The sequence below is a fragment of the Streptomyces sp. NBC_00122 genome (assembly GCF_045160845.1).
Lineage (GTDB): Bacteria > Actinomycetota > Actinomycetes > Streptomycetales > Streptomycetaceae > Streptomyces.
In genome coordinates this window covers 1,433,587-1,447,964 of the sequence record NZ_CP108191.1, presented here as the reverse complement: position 1 = coordinate 1,447,964, position 14,378 = coordinate 1,433,587, and the positions used below count along the sequence as shown (strand labels likewise).

At 70.8% G+C, this 14,378-nt stretch carries 13 protein-coding genes; all 13 read left to right on the top strand.

The window, feature by feature from the left end; genetic code table 11:
- Positions 1 to 19: 19 nt before the first annotated feature.
- Positions 20 to 1,714 (top strand): UDP-N-acetylmuramoyl-L-alanyl-D-glutamate--2,6-diaminopimelate ligase, encoded by a 1,695-nt coding sequence (locus OG737_RS06855; RefSeq protein ID WP_405921289.1) that lies wholly within the window; start codon positions 20 to 22, stop codon positions 1,712 to 1,714.
- Positions 1,711 to 3,135, top strand: coding sequence for a UDP-N-acetylmuramoyl-tripeptide--D-alanyl-D-alanine ligase (gene murF, locus OG737_RS06850; RefSeq protein ID WP_328925236.1), 1,425 nt, complete (start codon positions 1,711 to 1,713; stop codon positions 3,133 to 3,135). Before OG737_RS06855 ends, murF begins: the two co-directional genes overlap by 4 nt.
- Positions 3,132 to 4,202, top strand: coding sequence for a phospho-N-acetylmuramoyl-pentapeptide-transferase (gene mraY / locus OG737_RS06845; protein WP_328925235.1), 1,071 nt, complete (start codon positions 3,132 to 3,134; stop codon positions 4,200 to 4,202). Before murF ends, mraY begins: the two co-directional genes overlap by 4 nt.
- Positions 4,184 to 5,611 carry a UDP-N-acetylmuramoyl-L-alanine--D-glutamate ligase gene (murD, locus tag OG737_RS06840; RefSeq protein WP_328925234.1) on the top strand — a complete coding sequence of 476 codons (1,428 nt, stop codon included), beginning with the start codon at positions 4,184 to 4,186 and terminating at the stop codon, positions 5,609 to 5,611. The genes mraY and murD overlap by 19 nt, the downstream gene beginning before the upstream one ends.
- Positions 5,612 to 5,677: 66 nt before the next feature.
- Positions 5,678 to 7,039, top strand: coding sequence for a putative lipid II flippase FtsW (ftsW, locus tag OG737_RS06835; protein WP_328925233.1), 1,362 nt, complete (start codon positions 5,678 to 5,680; stop codon positions 7,037 to 7,039).
- Positions 7,040 to 7,045: 6 nt separating this feature from the next.
- The gene (gene murG, locus OG737_RS06830) at positions 7,046 to 8,140 is read left to right on the top strand and encodes an undecaprenyldiphospho-muramoylpentapeptide beta-N-acetylglucosaminyltransferase (RefSeq protein WP_328925232.1); all 1,095 of its coding nucleotides are present in this window, start codon (positions 7,046 to 7,048) and stop codon (positions 8,138 to 8,140) included.
- A gap of 31 nt (positions 8,141 to 8,171) precedes the next feature.
- A complete protein-coding gene (locus tag OG737_RS06825; RefSeq protein WP_405680043.1) occupies positions 8,172 to 9,008 on the top strand; it encodes a cell division protein FtsQ/DivIB in 837 nt (278 codons plus the stop codon).
- Positions 9,009 to 9,285: 277 nt separating this feature from the next.
- Entirely contained in the window at positions 9,286 to 10,482 is a 1,197-nt protein-coding gene (gene ftsZ / locus OG737_RS06820) for a cell division protein FtsZ (RefSeq protein ID WP_328925231.1), read from the top strand.
- Between the two features lie 17 nt (positions 10,483 to 10,499).
- On the top strand, positions 10,500 to 11,210 hold the full coding sequence (pgeF, locus tag OG737_RS06815) for a peptidoglycan editing factor PgeF (RefSeq protein WP_405921288.1): 711 nt from the start codon (positions 10,500 to 10,502) through the stop codon (positions 11,208 to 11,210).
- A 3-nt stretch (positions 11,211 to 11,213) separates the two neighbouring features.
- Positions 11,214 to 11,933, top strand: a complete 720-nt coding sequence (locus tag OG737_RS06810; RefSeq protein WP_405921287.1) for a YggS family pyridoxal phosphate-dependent enzyme — start codon at positions 11,214 to 11,216, stop codon at positions 11,931 to 11,933.
- Positions 11,934 to 12,082: 149 nt separating this feature from the next.
- Positions 12,083 to 12,703 carry a cell division protein SepF gene (locus tag OG737_RS06805; RefSeq protein WP_405921286.1) on the top strand — a complete coding sequence of 207 codons (621 nt, stop codon included), beginning with the start codon at positions 12,083 to 12,085 and terminating at the stop codon, positions 12,701 to 12,703.
- A 60-nt stretch (positions 12,704 to 12,763) separates the two neighbouring features.
- Positions 12,764 to 13,060, top strand: a complete 297-nt coding sequence (locus OG737_RS06800; protein WP_030155988.1) for a YggT family protein — start codon at positions 12,764 to 12,766, stop codon at positions 13,058 to 13,060.
- An 82-nt stretch (positions 13,061 to 13,142) separates the two neighbouring features.
- A complete protein-coding gene (locus OG737_RS06795; protein WP_405921285.1) occupies positions 13,143 to 14,342 on the top strand; it encodes a DivIVA domain-containing protein in 1,200 nt (399 codons plus the stop codon).
- Positions 14,343 to 14,378 lie beyond the last annotated feature (36 nt).

Genomic DNA, 14,378 nt, shown 5'->3' with positions numbered 1-14,378 from the left:
ACGCGATGAGGCACCATCAGTGACAACGATCACCCCGAAACCCGGGAACCAGACGGCCACCGGCACCGAGGCCGGGCCCTCACTTCGCGGGCGGCCCGCCGCGCCCGGTACGCTCACCGCCGTGCCCCACGCTGATCAGCCCAGAAACGCCCAGAAAGACGCCCCGGCAGTGCCGCCGGGAGCGCCACGGCCCGTGTCCGCCCGCCCGACCCCTCTGGGCGAGCTGGCCACCCTGCTGGGCGTCCCGGCGCCAGGCACCGCGGAGATCACCGGCATCACGCACGATTCCCGTGCGGTCCGCCCCGGAGACCTGTACGCGGCGCTGGCGGGAGCCAGGACGCACGGCGCCGACTTCGCCGCCCAGGCGGCCGCCCTCGGCGCCGCCGCCGTGCTGACCGATCTCGCCGGGGCCGAGCGCGCCGCCGCGACCGGCCTGCCCGTCCTCACCGTCGCCGACCCGCGCGGCCGGATGGGCGAACTCGCCGCCACGATCTACGGCCGTCCGGGCGAGCACCTGCTCCAGATCGGTATCACCGGCACCTCAGGCAAGACCACCACGGCGTACCTCGTCGAAGGCGGACTGCGCGCGGCGGGCCGCACCACCGGACTCGTCGGCACCGTCGAGATGCGCATCGGCGACGAGCGCATCAAGTCCGAGCGGACCACCCCCGAGGCGACCGACCTCCAGGCCCTCTTCGCGGTCATGCGCGAACGCGGGGTCGAGGCCGTCGCCATGGAGGTCTCCAGCCACGCCCTGGTGCTCGGCCGCGTCGACGGCTGCGTCTTCGACGTCGCGGTCTTCAACAACCTGAGCCCGGAGCACATGGAGTTCCACACGGGCATGGAGGACTACTTCCAGGCGAAGGCGGGGCTCTTCACCGAGCGCCGGGCCCGCCGGGGCGTGGTCAACCTCGACGACGAGTACGGCCGCCGCCTGGCCAAGGAGGCGCCGATCCCGGTCGTCACCTTCTCCGCCGCGGGCGACCCGGCCGCCGACTGGCGCGCCGAGGACGTCGTGTTCGGACCCGCGAGCTCCACCCTGACCCTGGTCGGCCCCGAAGGACAGCGCGTACGCGCGACCGCGCCGCTGCCCGGCCCGTTCAACGTCGCCAACACCGTCGCCGCGATCGTCACCCTCGCCGCCGCCGGCCTCGACCCGCAGACCGCCGCCGACGGCGTCGCCGCGGTCCCCGGCGTCCCCGGCCGGCTAGAGCGGGTCGACGCCGGACAGCCGTACCTGGCCGTCGTCGACTACGCGCACAAGACCGACGCCGTCGAATCGGTCCTGCGCGCCCTGCGCGAGGTCACCGAGGGCAGGCTGCACATCGTGCTCGGCTGCGGCGGCGACCGCGACACCACCAAGCGCGCCCCGATGGGCGCCGCGGCCGCCCGCTTCGCCGACGTGGCCGTCCTGACCTCCGACAACCCGCGCTCCGAGGACCCCCTCGCGATCCTCGCCGCGATGTTCGAGGGCGCGGTGTCCGTACCGCCCGCCGAACGCGGCGCCGTCCTCGTCGACGCCGACCGGGCCGCGGCCATCGCCGCCGCCGTCGCGCTCGCCCGGCCCGGCGACACCGTACTGGTGGCGGGCAAGGGCCACGAGCAGGGCCAGGACACCGCGGGCGTCGTACGCCCCTTCGACGACCGCGAGGTGCTCCGCGCGGCCATCGAGACACAGCAGCGCAATGCCCGACAGGCCGAGGTGAACCAGTGATCGCCCTCTCCCTCGCCGAGATCGCCGACATCACCGGCGGGCGGCCCCACGACATACCGGATCCGTCCGTGCAGATCAGCGGTCCCGTCGTCATCGACTCCCGCCAGGTCGAGGCCGGCAGCCTGTTCGCCGCCTTCGACGGCGAGCACGTCGACGGCCACGACTACGCCGGGCGCGCCGTCGCCGCCGGAGCCGCGGCCGTCCTCGCGGCCCGGCCGGTCGGCGTACCCGCCATCGTCGTCCCCGACGTGGAGAAGGCGCTCGGCGCCCTCGCGCGGGCCGTCGTCGGGCGCCTCGGCACCGACGTGGTGGCCCTGACCGGCTCCGCGGGCAAGACCTCCACCAAGGACCTCATCGCGCAGGTGCTCCAGGCCCACGCGCCCACCGTGTGGACCCCGGGCTCCCTCAACAACGAGATCGGCCTGCCGCTCACCGCCCTGAAGGCCACCGCCGAAACCCGGCACCTGGTACTGGAGATGGGGGCCCGCGGGATCGGCCACATCGCGTACCTCACCGGCCTGACCCCGCCGCGCATCGGGCTCGTCCTCAACGTCGGGACCGCCCACATCGGCGAGTTCGGCGGCCGCGAGCAGATCGCGCAGGCCAAGGGCGAACTGGTGGAAGCCCTTCCCGCGGAGAGCGAGGGCGGAGTCGCCGTCCTCAACGCCGACGACCCGCTCGTGCGCGCCATGTCCGCCCGTACGAAGGCCCGTACGGTCCTGTTCGGCGAGGCCGACGACGCCGACATCCGGGCCACCGAGGTACGGATGACCCCCGGGGGACAGCCCGCCTTCACACTCCACACACCGACCGGGTGCAGCGATGTGACCTTGCGCCTGTACGGTGAGCACCACGTGTCGAACGCGCTCGCCGCTGCCGCCGTGGCCCATGTACTGGGCATGTCCACCTCGGAGATCGCCACCGCGCTATCCGGAGCGGGCACCTTGTCCCGGTGGCGGATGGAGGTCACCGAGCGGGCCGACGGCGTGACGATCGTCAACGACGCCTACAACGCGAATCCCGAGTCCATGCGGGCCGCTCTGCGAGCGCTGGCCGCGATGGGCGGCGCCGCCAGGGCGAACGGGGGGCGCACGTGGGCGGTGCTCGGCCCCATGGCCGAACTCGGTGACGCATCGCTGGCCGAGCACGACGCGGTGGGACGGCTTGCCGTCCGGCTCAACGTGAGCAAGCTCGTGGCAGTCGGGGGCCGGGAAGCGTCCTGGCTGCAACTGGGCGCATATAACGAGGGTTCGTGGGGTGAGGAGTCGGTGGTCGTGTCCGACGCGCAGGCGGCGGTGGACCTTTTGCGCAGTGAACTGCGCCCGGGGGACGTCGTGCTGGTGAAGGCTTCCAGGTCGATCGGCCTGGAGCGGGTCGCGCTGGCGCTCCTTGAGCGCGAGGGCGAGGTCGCCGACCGATGAGGCAGATCCTGTTCGCCGGTGTCATCGGCATGTTCCTGACCGTTGTCGGAACGCCGCTGCTGATCAAGCTGCTGGCCCGCAAGGGCTACGGCCAGTTCATCCGTGACGACGGCCCCCGCGGCCACGCCGGGAAGAAGGGCACGCCCACCATGGGCGGTATCTCCTTCATCCTGGCCACGCTCATCGCGTACGCCCTGACGAAGGTGATCACCTCCAGCGAGCCCACGTTCTCGGGTCTGCTGGTCCTGTTCCTGATGGCGGGAATGGGCCTGGTCGGTTACCTGGACGACTACATCAAGATCGTCAAGCGGCGTTCGCTGGGTCTGCGGGCCAAGGCCAAGATGGCCGGACAGCTGATCGTCGGCATCGCCTTCGCGGTGCTCGCGCTCCAGTTCTCCGACTCGCGCGGGCTGACCCCGGCCTCCACGAGGCTGTCGTTCGTCACGGACTTCGGCTGGTCGATCGGCCCGGTGCTGTTCGTCGTCTGGGCACTGTTCATGATCCTGGCGATGTCCAACGGCGTGAACCTGACCGACGGCCTGGACGGCCTGGCCACCGGCGCGGCGGTGATGGTCTTCGGCGCCTACACCTTCATCGGCGTGTGGCAGTACCAGGAGTCCTGCGTGAACGCGCAGGACCTGACCAACCCGGGCGCCTGCTTCGAGGTGCGCGACCCGCTGGACCTCGCGGTCGTCGCCTCCGCCCTGATGGGCGCCTGCTTCGGCTTCCTGTGGTGGAACACCTCGCCCGCCAAGATCTTCATGGGTGACACCGGCTCGCTGGCGCTGGGCGGCGCGCTCGCCGGTCTGGCGATCTGCTCCCGCACGGAGTTCCTGATCGCCCTGCTCGGCGGCCTCTTCGTCCTCATCACCATGTCGGTCGTCATCCAGGTCGGCTCCTTCAAGCTGACCGGGAAGCGCGTCTTCCGGATGGCACCGCTGCAGCACCACTTCGAACTCAAGGGGTGGTCCGAAGTCCTTGTCGTGGTCCGCTTCTGGATCATCCAGGGCATGTGCGTGATCGTGGGTCTCGGTCTCTTCTACGCGGGATGGGCAGCCGACAAGTGACCTCCTGGCAGGGCATGAACATCACCGTCGCCGGCCTCGGCGTGAGCGGCGTCAGCGCCGCCCGCGCCCTGGCCGGCCTCGGCGCCGTCGTGACCGTCGTCGACGGCGGCGACAGCGAGGGCCACCGCGCCCGCGCCGCCGAACTCGGCGAGCTGGGGATCTCCGTACGCCTCGGCGACGCGGAAACCCTCCCCGAAGGCACCGGCCTCGTCGTCACCTCGCCCGGCTGGAAGCCCGACAGCCCGCTGTTCGCGGCCGCCGCGAAGGCCGGCGTCGACGTGGTCGGGGACGTGGAGATCGCCTGGCAGCTGCGCGGCCCCGGTGCGGCCCCCTGGCTGGCGATCACCGGGACCAACGGCAAGACCACCACCACCCAGATGCTCGCGTCGATCCTGAAGTCGGCGGGCTTGCGGACCGCGGCCGTCGGCAACATCGGCACGCCCATCATCGACGTGGTGCTCGGCGAGGAGACGTACGACGTGCTCGCCGTCGAACTCTCCAGCTATCAGCTGCACTGGGCGCCCTCGCTGCGCGCCCACTCGGCGGCCGTCCTCAACCTGGCCCCGGACCACCTCGACTGGCACGGCTCCATGGAGGCGTACGCCGCCGACAAGGGTCGCATCTACGAGGGCAACACCGTGGCCTGCGTCTACAACGTCGCCGACCCGGCCACCGAGGAACTGGTCGAGAACGCCGACGTCGAAGAGGGCTGCCGGGCGATCGGCTTCACCCTCGGCGCCCCCGGCCCCTCCATGCTCGGCGTCGTCGACGGCATCCTCGTCGACCGCGCCTTCGTGGAGAACCGGCAGAAGAACGCCCAGGAGCTCGCGCACGTCGCGGACGTCAACCCGCCCGCCCCGCACAACATCGCCAACGCGCTCGCCGCGGCGGCCCTGGCCCGCGCCTTCGGCGTCCCGCCGCGCGCGGTCCGCGACGGGCTGCGCGACTTCCGCCCCGACGCCCACCGGGTCGCGCACGTGGAGGCGGTGCACGGGGTCACGTACATCGACGACTCCAAGGCCACCAACACGCACGCGGCCGAGGCCTCCCTGGCCGCCTTCGAGCCGGTCGTCTGGATCGCCGGGGGCCTCGCCAAGGGCGCGACCTTCGACGAACTGGTCCGGAAGTCGGCGAAGCGGCTGCGCGGCGTGGTGCTGATCGGCGCCGACCGGGCGCTGATCGCCGACGCGCTGGCGCGACACGCCCCCGAGGTCCCGGTCGTCGACCTCGCCCGGACCGACACTGGGGCGATGCTCGCAGCGGTTCGGGAAGCGGCCCGGCTCGCCGAGCCCGGCGACACGGTCCTGCTGGCACCTGCCTGCGCCTCGATGGACATGTTCGCGAACTACAACAAGCGTGGGGACGCGTTCGCGGACGCGGTGCGCGAACTGGCCGCCGAGAGATCCTAGGTCGAACAGGCCGACGGGTCCTCCGGCCGACCGCTCGCCTCGTACGAGTGGAGGGGAAGATCACAGATGCCGGCCAAGCAGATGCTGCCGGGGCGGCGGCCGTCCGCCGTCAAGGCACAGGGCCGCAAGCGCCCCGCGGCGAGTGTGCGGCGGCCCGCCGGGCGCGGGCCGCTGGCCGGTCTGCGGCGCACGCAAGCGCACTTGCGCAAGGCCTGGGACCGCCCGCTCACGGCGTATTACCTGATCTTCGGCAGCTCGCTGCTCATCACCGTGCTCGGCCTGGTGATGGTCTACTCGGCCTCCATGATCAAGGCGCTCCAGCTCGGCCTGGGTGACGCGTACTTCTTCAAGAAGCAGTTCCTGGCGGCCCTGATCGGGACCGGACTGATGCTGATCGCCTCCCGGATGCCGGTCAAACTGCACCGGGCGCTGTCCTATCCGGTGCTCGCCGGCACCCTGTTCCTGATGGTCCTGGTCCAGCTCCCCGGGATAGGGGTCTCGATCAACGGCAACCAGAATTGGATCTCCCTTGGCGGTCCGTTCATGTTGCAGCCCAGTGAGTTCGGCAAACTGGCCCTGATCCTGTGGGGCGCCGACCTGTTGGCGCGCAAGGGCGACAAGGGACTGCTCAGCCAGTGGAAGCACCTGCTGGTGCCGCTGGTCCCGGTGGCCTTCCTGCTGCTCGGGCTGATCATGCTGGGCGGTGACATGGGCACCGCGATGATCCTAGGCGCCGTCCTGTTCGGCCTGCTCTGGCTGGCGGGAGCGCCGACACGGCTGTTCGTCGCGGTGCTGGCGTTCACTGGTGTGATCGTCGCACTGCTCATCAAGACGAGCCCGCACCGGATGGACCGGCTGGAGTGCCTCGGCGCGACAGATCCGGGCAAGAACGACCTTTGCTGGCAGGCCGTGCACGGGATCTACGCCCTCGCTTCGGGCGGATGGTTCGGTTCCGGTCTGGGAGCCAGTGTGGAAAAATGGGGACAACTACCCGAAGCCCACACGGACTTCATCTTCGCCATCACCGGGGAGGAACTGGGTCTGGCGGGGACGCTGTCGGTGCTCGCCCTGTTCGCGGCTCTAGGCTATGCGGGTATCCGCGTGGCCGGACGCACGGAGGACTCCTTCGTACGGTTTGCCGCGGGAGGCGTGACCACCTGGATCACGGCCCAGGCCGTGATCAACATCGGTGCGGTGCTCGGCCTGCTGCCGATCGCCGGGGTCCCGCTCCCGCTGTTCTCCTACGGGGGGTCGGCCCTGCTGCCGACCATGTTCGCGGTCGGACTGCTCATCGCCTTCGCGCGTGAGGAGCCGGCGGCGCGCGCGGCCCTCGCGATGCGGCAGCCGAAAACCGGCTGGAGGCGGACCGGGGTGAGATGGAAGTCGATGAGACGGCGCGTCAAGAAGCGTCCGTCCGGAGAGCGGTGAATTTCGGTGCATGTCGTACTCGCCGGTGGGGGGACCGCCGGCCACATCGAGCCGGCGCTCGCCCTCGCGGACGCCCTGCGCAGGCAGGACCCTTCAGTGGGCATCACCGCCCTCGGCACCGAGCGCGGACTTGAGACCCGCCTCGTGCCGGAACGCGGTTACGAGCTGGGCCTGATCCCCGCAGTGCCACTGCCGCGCAAGCCCACTCCGGAACTGATCACCGTCCCCGGGCGGCTGCGCGGCACGATCAAGGCCGCCGAGGAGATCCTCCTGCGCACCAAGGCCGACTGCGTCGTCGGCTTCGGCGGCTACGTGGCGCTGCCCGGCTACCTGGCCGCCAAGCGGCTCGGGGTGCCAATCATCGTCCACGAGGCCAACGCCCGGCCGGGACTGGCCAACAAGATCGGCTCGCGGTACGCGCACGCCGTCGCGGTCTCCACCCCCGACAGCAAGCTGCGCGGCGCCCGCTACGTGGGCATCCCGCTGCGGCGCTCGATCTCGACCCTGGACCGGGCCGCGGTCCGCCCGGAGGCGCGCGCCGCCTTCGGCCTGGACCCCAACCTGCCGACGCTGCTGGTCTCCGGCGGCTCGCAGGGTGCCCGGCGCCTCAACGAGGTCATCCAGCAGGTCGCTCCGACCCTCCAGCGCTCCGGGATCCAGATCCTGCACGCCGTCGGGCCGAAGAACGAACTGCCGCGTGTCGACAACATGCCCGGGATGCCGCCGTATGTGCCGGTACCGTACGTGGACCGGATGGATCTCGCGTACGCCGCCGCCGACATGATGCTGTGCCGCGCGGGCGCGATGACCGTCGCCGAACTCTCCGCCGTCGGGCTGCCCGCCGCGTACGTCCCGCTGCCGATCGGCAACGGCGAACAGCGGCTCAACGCCCAGCCGGTGGTCAAGGCCGGTGGCGGCCTGCTCGTGGACGACGCGGAACTGACGCCCGAGTGGGTGCTCAGCCAGGTCCTCCCGGTGCTGTCCGACCCGCACCGTCTGTACGAGATGTCCCGGGCCGCAGGTGAGTTCGGCCGCCGGGACGCCGACGACCTGCTGGTCGGCATGGTGTACGAGGCGATCGCGGCCCACCGGTCCCGCTGAGGCGGGTAGCCAAGACGCAGGAGGCGCATCAGTGGCCGGAGCGACGACCGCACAGCGTGGGAACCAGGGCTCCGGCCCGTCCGCCCGCAAGGGCAGCGGCTCTCCCAAGCCGTCCAAACCCCCGAAGTCGTCGAAGGGATCCGGCCCTCAGGGCCCCGGCAGGCGCCTGCGCCGGGGCCCTGCGCTCGCCTCGCTGGCGGCCGCGGTGCTCCTCGCCGCGGGCGGCACCTGGGCGTTCTACGGCTCCTCCTGGCTCCGCGTCGAGAAGGTCACCGCGACCGGCACCGAGGTGCTCACTCCCGAGCAGGTGCTGGCCGCGGCGGCCGTCCCGGTCGGCGCCCCCCTGGTGAGCGTCGACACCGACGAGATCGAAGGCCGCGTCCGCGGTCGCCTGCCCCGCATCGATTCGGTCGATGTGGTGCGGGCCTGGCCGCACGGGATCGGGCTGAAAGTGACGGAACGCAAACCCGTCCTGCTCATCAAAAAGGACGCCAACTTCGTAGAAGTGGACGCTTCGGGTGTGCGGTTCGACACGGTTCCGAAAGCACCCGCGGGCGTTCCGGTCCTCGAATTGAACGCGAAGCGGTCTCCGAGCGCCCGCCGCTTCGACGAGGAACGGCTGCTGCGCGAGGCCGTACTCGTCGCCGGCGCCCTCCCGGAACCGGTCGCCAAGGAGACGCTGCAGGTCAAGGTGGGTTCGTACGATTCGGTGGTGCTTGAGCTGACCCGGGGCCGGACCGTGGCGTGGGGGAGCGGCGAACAGAGCGACGCGAAGGGGCGGGCTCTGACCGCTTTGCTGAAGGCCGCGCCCAAGGCCGGTCACTTCGACGTGAGCGTCCCCACCGCCCCTGCGTTGTCCGGGAGTTGACGCCCGGTCCAACAGCGGAGCACCCTGGTTGGCCAGCGATACGGGTGATCACATAGGGTGAAAAGAAAAACGGGAGGTTCGGCGTGTTCGTTGAACACGCGCTACTTGTCGACTTAGTGTCCTGTTCGGAAGAGTCCAAGGAACAGACATACCCCTAACCCTAAACTTCAGGGTGAGGGTTCGGGTCGGCGCGTTCGGACCGTCCCCATTTCGGCATCAGTCGTCGCAACGCAGGCCGCGAGGCGACGACACGTAATCGAGGCGAGAGGCCTTCGACGTGGCAGCACCGCAGAACTACCTCGCAGTCATCAAGGTCATCGGTGTCGGCGGCGGTGGTGTCAATGCCATCAACCGAATGATCGAGGTCGGTCTCAAGGGCGTCGAGTTCATCGCCATCAACACGGACGCCCAGGCGCTGTTGATGAGCGACGCCGACGTCAAGCTCGACGTCGGCCGTGAACTCACCCGGGGCCTCGGCGCCGGCGCCAACCCGGCCGTCGGTCGCAAGGCGGCAGAGGACCACCGCGAGGAGATCGAGGAGGTCCTCAAGGGGGCCGACATGGTCTTCGTCACCGCCGGCGAAGGCGGCGGCACCGGCACCGGCGGCGCACCCGTCGTCGCCAACATCGCGCGCTCGCTCGGCGCCCTGACGATCGGTGTGGTCACCCGGCCGTTCACCTTCGAGGGCCGGCGCCGCGCGAACCAGGCGGAGGACGGCATCGCCGAGCTCCGCGAAGAGGTCGACACCCTCATCGTCATCCCCAACGACCGGCTGCTGTCCATCTCGGACCGCCAGGTCAGCGTGCTCGACGCCTTCAAGTCGGCCGACCAGGTCCTGCTCTCGGGTGTCCAGGGCATCACCGACCTCATCACGACCCCGGGTCTGATCAACCTCGACTTCGCCGACGTCAAGTCCGTGATGTCCGAGGCGGGCTCGGCCCTGATGGGCATCGGCTCGGCCCGCGGCGACGACCGCGCGGTGGCCGCGGCCGAGATGGCGATCTCCTCGCCGCTGCTGGAGGCGTCCATCGACGGCGCCCGCGGCGTGCTGCTCTCCATCTCCGGCGGCTCGGACCTCGGTCTCTTCGAGATCAACGAGGCCGCGCAGCTGGTGAGCGAGGCCGCGCACCCCGAGGCGAACATCATCTTCGGCGCCGTCATCGACGACGCGCTCGGCGACGAGGTACGGGTCACCGTCATCGCCGCCGGCTTCGACGGCGGACAGCCCCCGGCCCGCCGGGACAACGTCATCGGCGCCGCGTCCACGAAGCGCGAGGAGCCGGCCCCGGCGCCGGTCCGCGCGGCCGAGCCGGTCCGCCCGGCCTTCGGCGGCCTGGGTACGGTCACCCCCCGCGAGGACCCCCCGGCCCCGGTGGAGGTTCCGGTCGAGGCCCCCGCGCCGCAGGTCCCGACGGCCCGGCCGTACCAGGACAGCCCGGCCGAGGAACTGGATGTCCCGGACTTCTTGAAGTGACACCGGAGCAGCATCACGTGGGCGGCGCCCACTTCGCCTTCACCGACCGGTGGGGCGGGGTGAGCGCCGTTCCGTACGAAGAGCTCAACCTCGGCGGCGCGGTCGGAGACGACCCGGCCGCCGTTCTCGCGAACCGGGCGCGCGCGGCCCGGTCCCTGGGGCTCGAACCGGACCTGGTGGTCTGGATGAACCAGGTGCACGGCCGGGACGTGGCGGTGGTCGACGGTCCTTGGGACGCGCAGGCCCGGATCCCCTCGGTGGACGCGGTGGTGACCGCCCGTCGGGGCCTGGCCCTCGCCGTGCTCACCGCGGACTGCACGCCGGTCCTGCTGGCCGACCCCGTCGCCGGGGTCGCGGGCGCCGCCCACGCGGGCCGGCCCGGCCTGGTCGCGGGGGTGGTCCCCGCCGCGGTCGAGGCGATGGTCGCCCTCGGGGCGGAGCCCGGGCGGATCGTCGCCCGTACCGGACCGGCCGTCTGCGGGCGGTGCTACGAGGTGCCCGCCGAGATGCGGGACGCGGTATCCGAAGTGGTCCCGGCCGCCCGGGCCGAGACGAGCTGGGGGACACCGGCGGTCGACGTGGTCGCCGGGGTGCACGCCCAGCTCGCGGAGGCGGGGGTGACCGGCAGTCTCCGGTCGACGGTCTGCACACTGGAGTCGCGGGACCACTTCTCGTACCGCCGCGACCGGGCGACCGGGCGGCTTGCCGGATATGTCTGGTTGGAATAGGAAATGACGGACCGTAAGCCGGACCTCGCGGAGAACCTGGAGCGGGTGGAGGAGCGCATCGCGTCCGCCTGCGCGGCCGCGGGGCGCGAGCGGGAAGAGGTGACGCTCATCGTGGTCACCAAGACCTATCCCGCGAGCGACGTACGACTGCTGGCGGAGCTGGGCGTCCGTCATGTTGCGGAGAATCGCGACCAGGATGCGGCCCCCAAGGCGGCGGCCTGCGCGGATCTGCCACTCAGCTGGCACTTCGTCGGCCAGTTGCAGACGAACAAAGTCCGTTCCGTGGCGGGATACGCGCATGTGGTGCAGTCCGTCGACCGTCCGAAGCTCGTGACCGCCCTCTCCGCGGCCGCTTCGAGCGCCGGCCGGGAACTCGGCTGCCTCGTGCAGATCGCCCTCGACGCAGAGTCGGGCGAGCGGGGGGCCCGGGGCGGGGCCGCGCCGGAGCAGCTCGCGGAGTTGGCGGACCTCGTCGCGGGGGCGCCAGGACTGCGGATCGACGGCCTCATGACCGTCGCCCCGCTGTCCGGTCCGTACGCGGGGCGCGAACAGGCCGCTTTCGAGCGGCTGGTGGAATTGTCATCCCGCCTGCGCGCGGACCATCCGGCTGCCACGATGGTGTCGGCCGGGATGAGCGCGGATCTGGAACAGGCCGTTGCGGCCGGTGCGACACATGTACGCGTCGGCACTGCGGTACTCGGCGCGAGACCCCGGCTCGGGTAACGTCGCCAAGAAAGTCGGACCACAGCAGAAAATATGGTCATTACCGCTGATGGGCGGGCAGACCACGTGGATCGCGGGCAGTTGGTGACATTCGTGACACAGCGGCACCTGCGACAGGGCGATCCACCACAGAGCGGAGGACTCGGAGAATGGCCGGCGCGATGCGCAAGATGGCGGTCTACCTCGGCCTCGTGGAGGACGACCGGTACGACAACCCGGGGTACGACCCCGACGACGAGTTCGAGCCCGAGCCGGAACCGGAGCGGGCCCGGGATCGGGACCGGGATCGCCGGCAACCCGTGCACCAAACGCCCGAACCGGATGAACCGGTACGAGTCGCACAGCCTCCGGCGCAGCGGGAACCCATCCCAATCCCGGCGGAAAACGCACGTCCTGCGCGAATTGCCCCCGTGGCGTCCATCACACCTGACCGCACCAACCTGGAGAAGAACGCCCCCGTGATCATGCCCAAGGTCGTCTCCGAGCGGGAGCCGTACCGCATCACGACGCTGCACCCCCGGACCTACAACGAGGCCCGTACCATCGGGGAACACTTCCGTGAGGGCACTCCGGTGATCATGAATCTCACGGAGATGGACGACACGGATGCGAAGCGTCTCGTGGACTTCGCCGCCGGTCTCGTCTTCGGCCTGCACGGCAGTATTGAACGCGTGACACAGAAGGTGTTCCTGCTGTCGCCTGCTAACGTCGATGTCACGGCGGAGGACAAGGCTCGCATCGCGGAGGGCGGGTTCTTCAACCAAAGCTAGACCGATCCGTCAGACACGGGACCGGGAACAGAGCGAGAAACGGGGAGAGGGAAGCGCGGGATGGGCGTCGCACTGCAAGTGGTCTACATCGCGCTGATGTGCTTCCTGATCGTGCTGATCTTCCGACTGGTCATGGACTACGTGTTCCAGTTCGCACGTTCATGGACGCCCGGCAAGGCGATGGTGGTCGTTCTTGAGGCCACCTACACTGTCACCGATCCACCGCTCAAGCTTCTCCGGCGTTTCATTCCGCCGTTGCGTCTCGGGGGCGTGGCACTCGACCTGTCCTTCTTCGTTCTGATGATCATCGTTTACATCCTCATCAGTTTCGTGAGCACCGCTGCGAGAAGCGTGTGAACGATGAGCTTCTCCGCGCGCGCGGGGACAGTCCCGATACGGTCTTGCCGACTGCCGACGACTACGTAGAGGTGAAGAAGACATGCCGCTGACTCCCGAGGACGTGCGGAACAAGCAGTTCACGACCGTCCGCCTGCGAGAAGGCTATGACGAGGACGAGGTCGATGCCTTCCTCGACGAGGTCGAGTCCGAGCTGACGCGCCTGCTGCGCGAGAACGAGGACCTGCGCGCCAAGCTGGCCGCCGCCACGCGTGCCGCCGCGCAGAACCAGCAGCAGCAGGGCATGCGCAAGCCGGAGCCCCAGGACCAGCGCGGCCCCGGTGCCCCCGTGCCCGCGGCCATATCCGGCCCGCCGCAGCAGCAGCAGCAGCCGCAGATGGGCCCGCCGCAGCTCCCGGGCGGCCAGCCGCAGCTCCCGCCGGGCCCCGGCGGCCAGGGCCAGCAGGGCCCCGGCCCGATGGGCGGCCCCATGGGCGGTCCCATGCAGCAGCACCCCATGGGTGGCCCGCAGGGCATGGGCCAGCAGTCCATGGGCGGCCAGAACCCGCTCGGCCAGCAGATGCAGCCGATGGGCCAGCAGATGCAGCCGATGGGCCAGCAGATGCAGCCCATGGGCCAGCAGATGCACCAGCAGCAGCCGCAGCAGCTCCCGCAGCAGGGTCCCGGTGGCGACAGCGCCGCCCGTGTCCTGTCGCTGGCGCAGCAGACCGCCGACCAGGCGATCGCGGAGGCCCGTTCCGAGGCCAACAAGATCGTCGGCGAGGCGCGCAGCCGCGCCGAGGGCCTGGAGCGGGACGCCCGCGCCAAGGCCGACGCGCTGGAGCGGGACGCGCAGGAGAAGCACCGCGTCGCGATGGGCTCCCTGGAGTCCGCCCGTGCCACGCTGGAGCGCAAGGTCGAGGACCTGCGGGGCTTCGAGCGTGAGTACCGTACGCGCCTGAAGTCCTACCTGGAGTCGCAGCTGCGCCAGCTGGAGACCCAGGCCGACGACTCCCTGGCCCCGCCGCGTGGGCCCGCCGGTCCCGCGCTGCCGCCCTCGCCGTCTCCTTCCATGGCTCCGGCCGGTGCCATGGGCCACTCCATGGGCGGTCCCTCGATGGGTGGCCCGTCCCCCATGGGCGGTCCCTCCCCGATGGGCGCAGGCCCGTCGTACGGCGGCCAGCAGCAGATGTCCCCGGCGATGACCCAGCCGATGGCTCCGGTGCGGCCGGCCGCGCCGCAGCCGATGCAGCAGGCGCCGTCTCCCATGCGGGGCTTCCTGATCGACGAGGACGACAACTAGGCGCCGCCGCCGCGTCTGTCGGCAGTCGCTTCACGG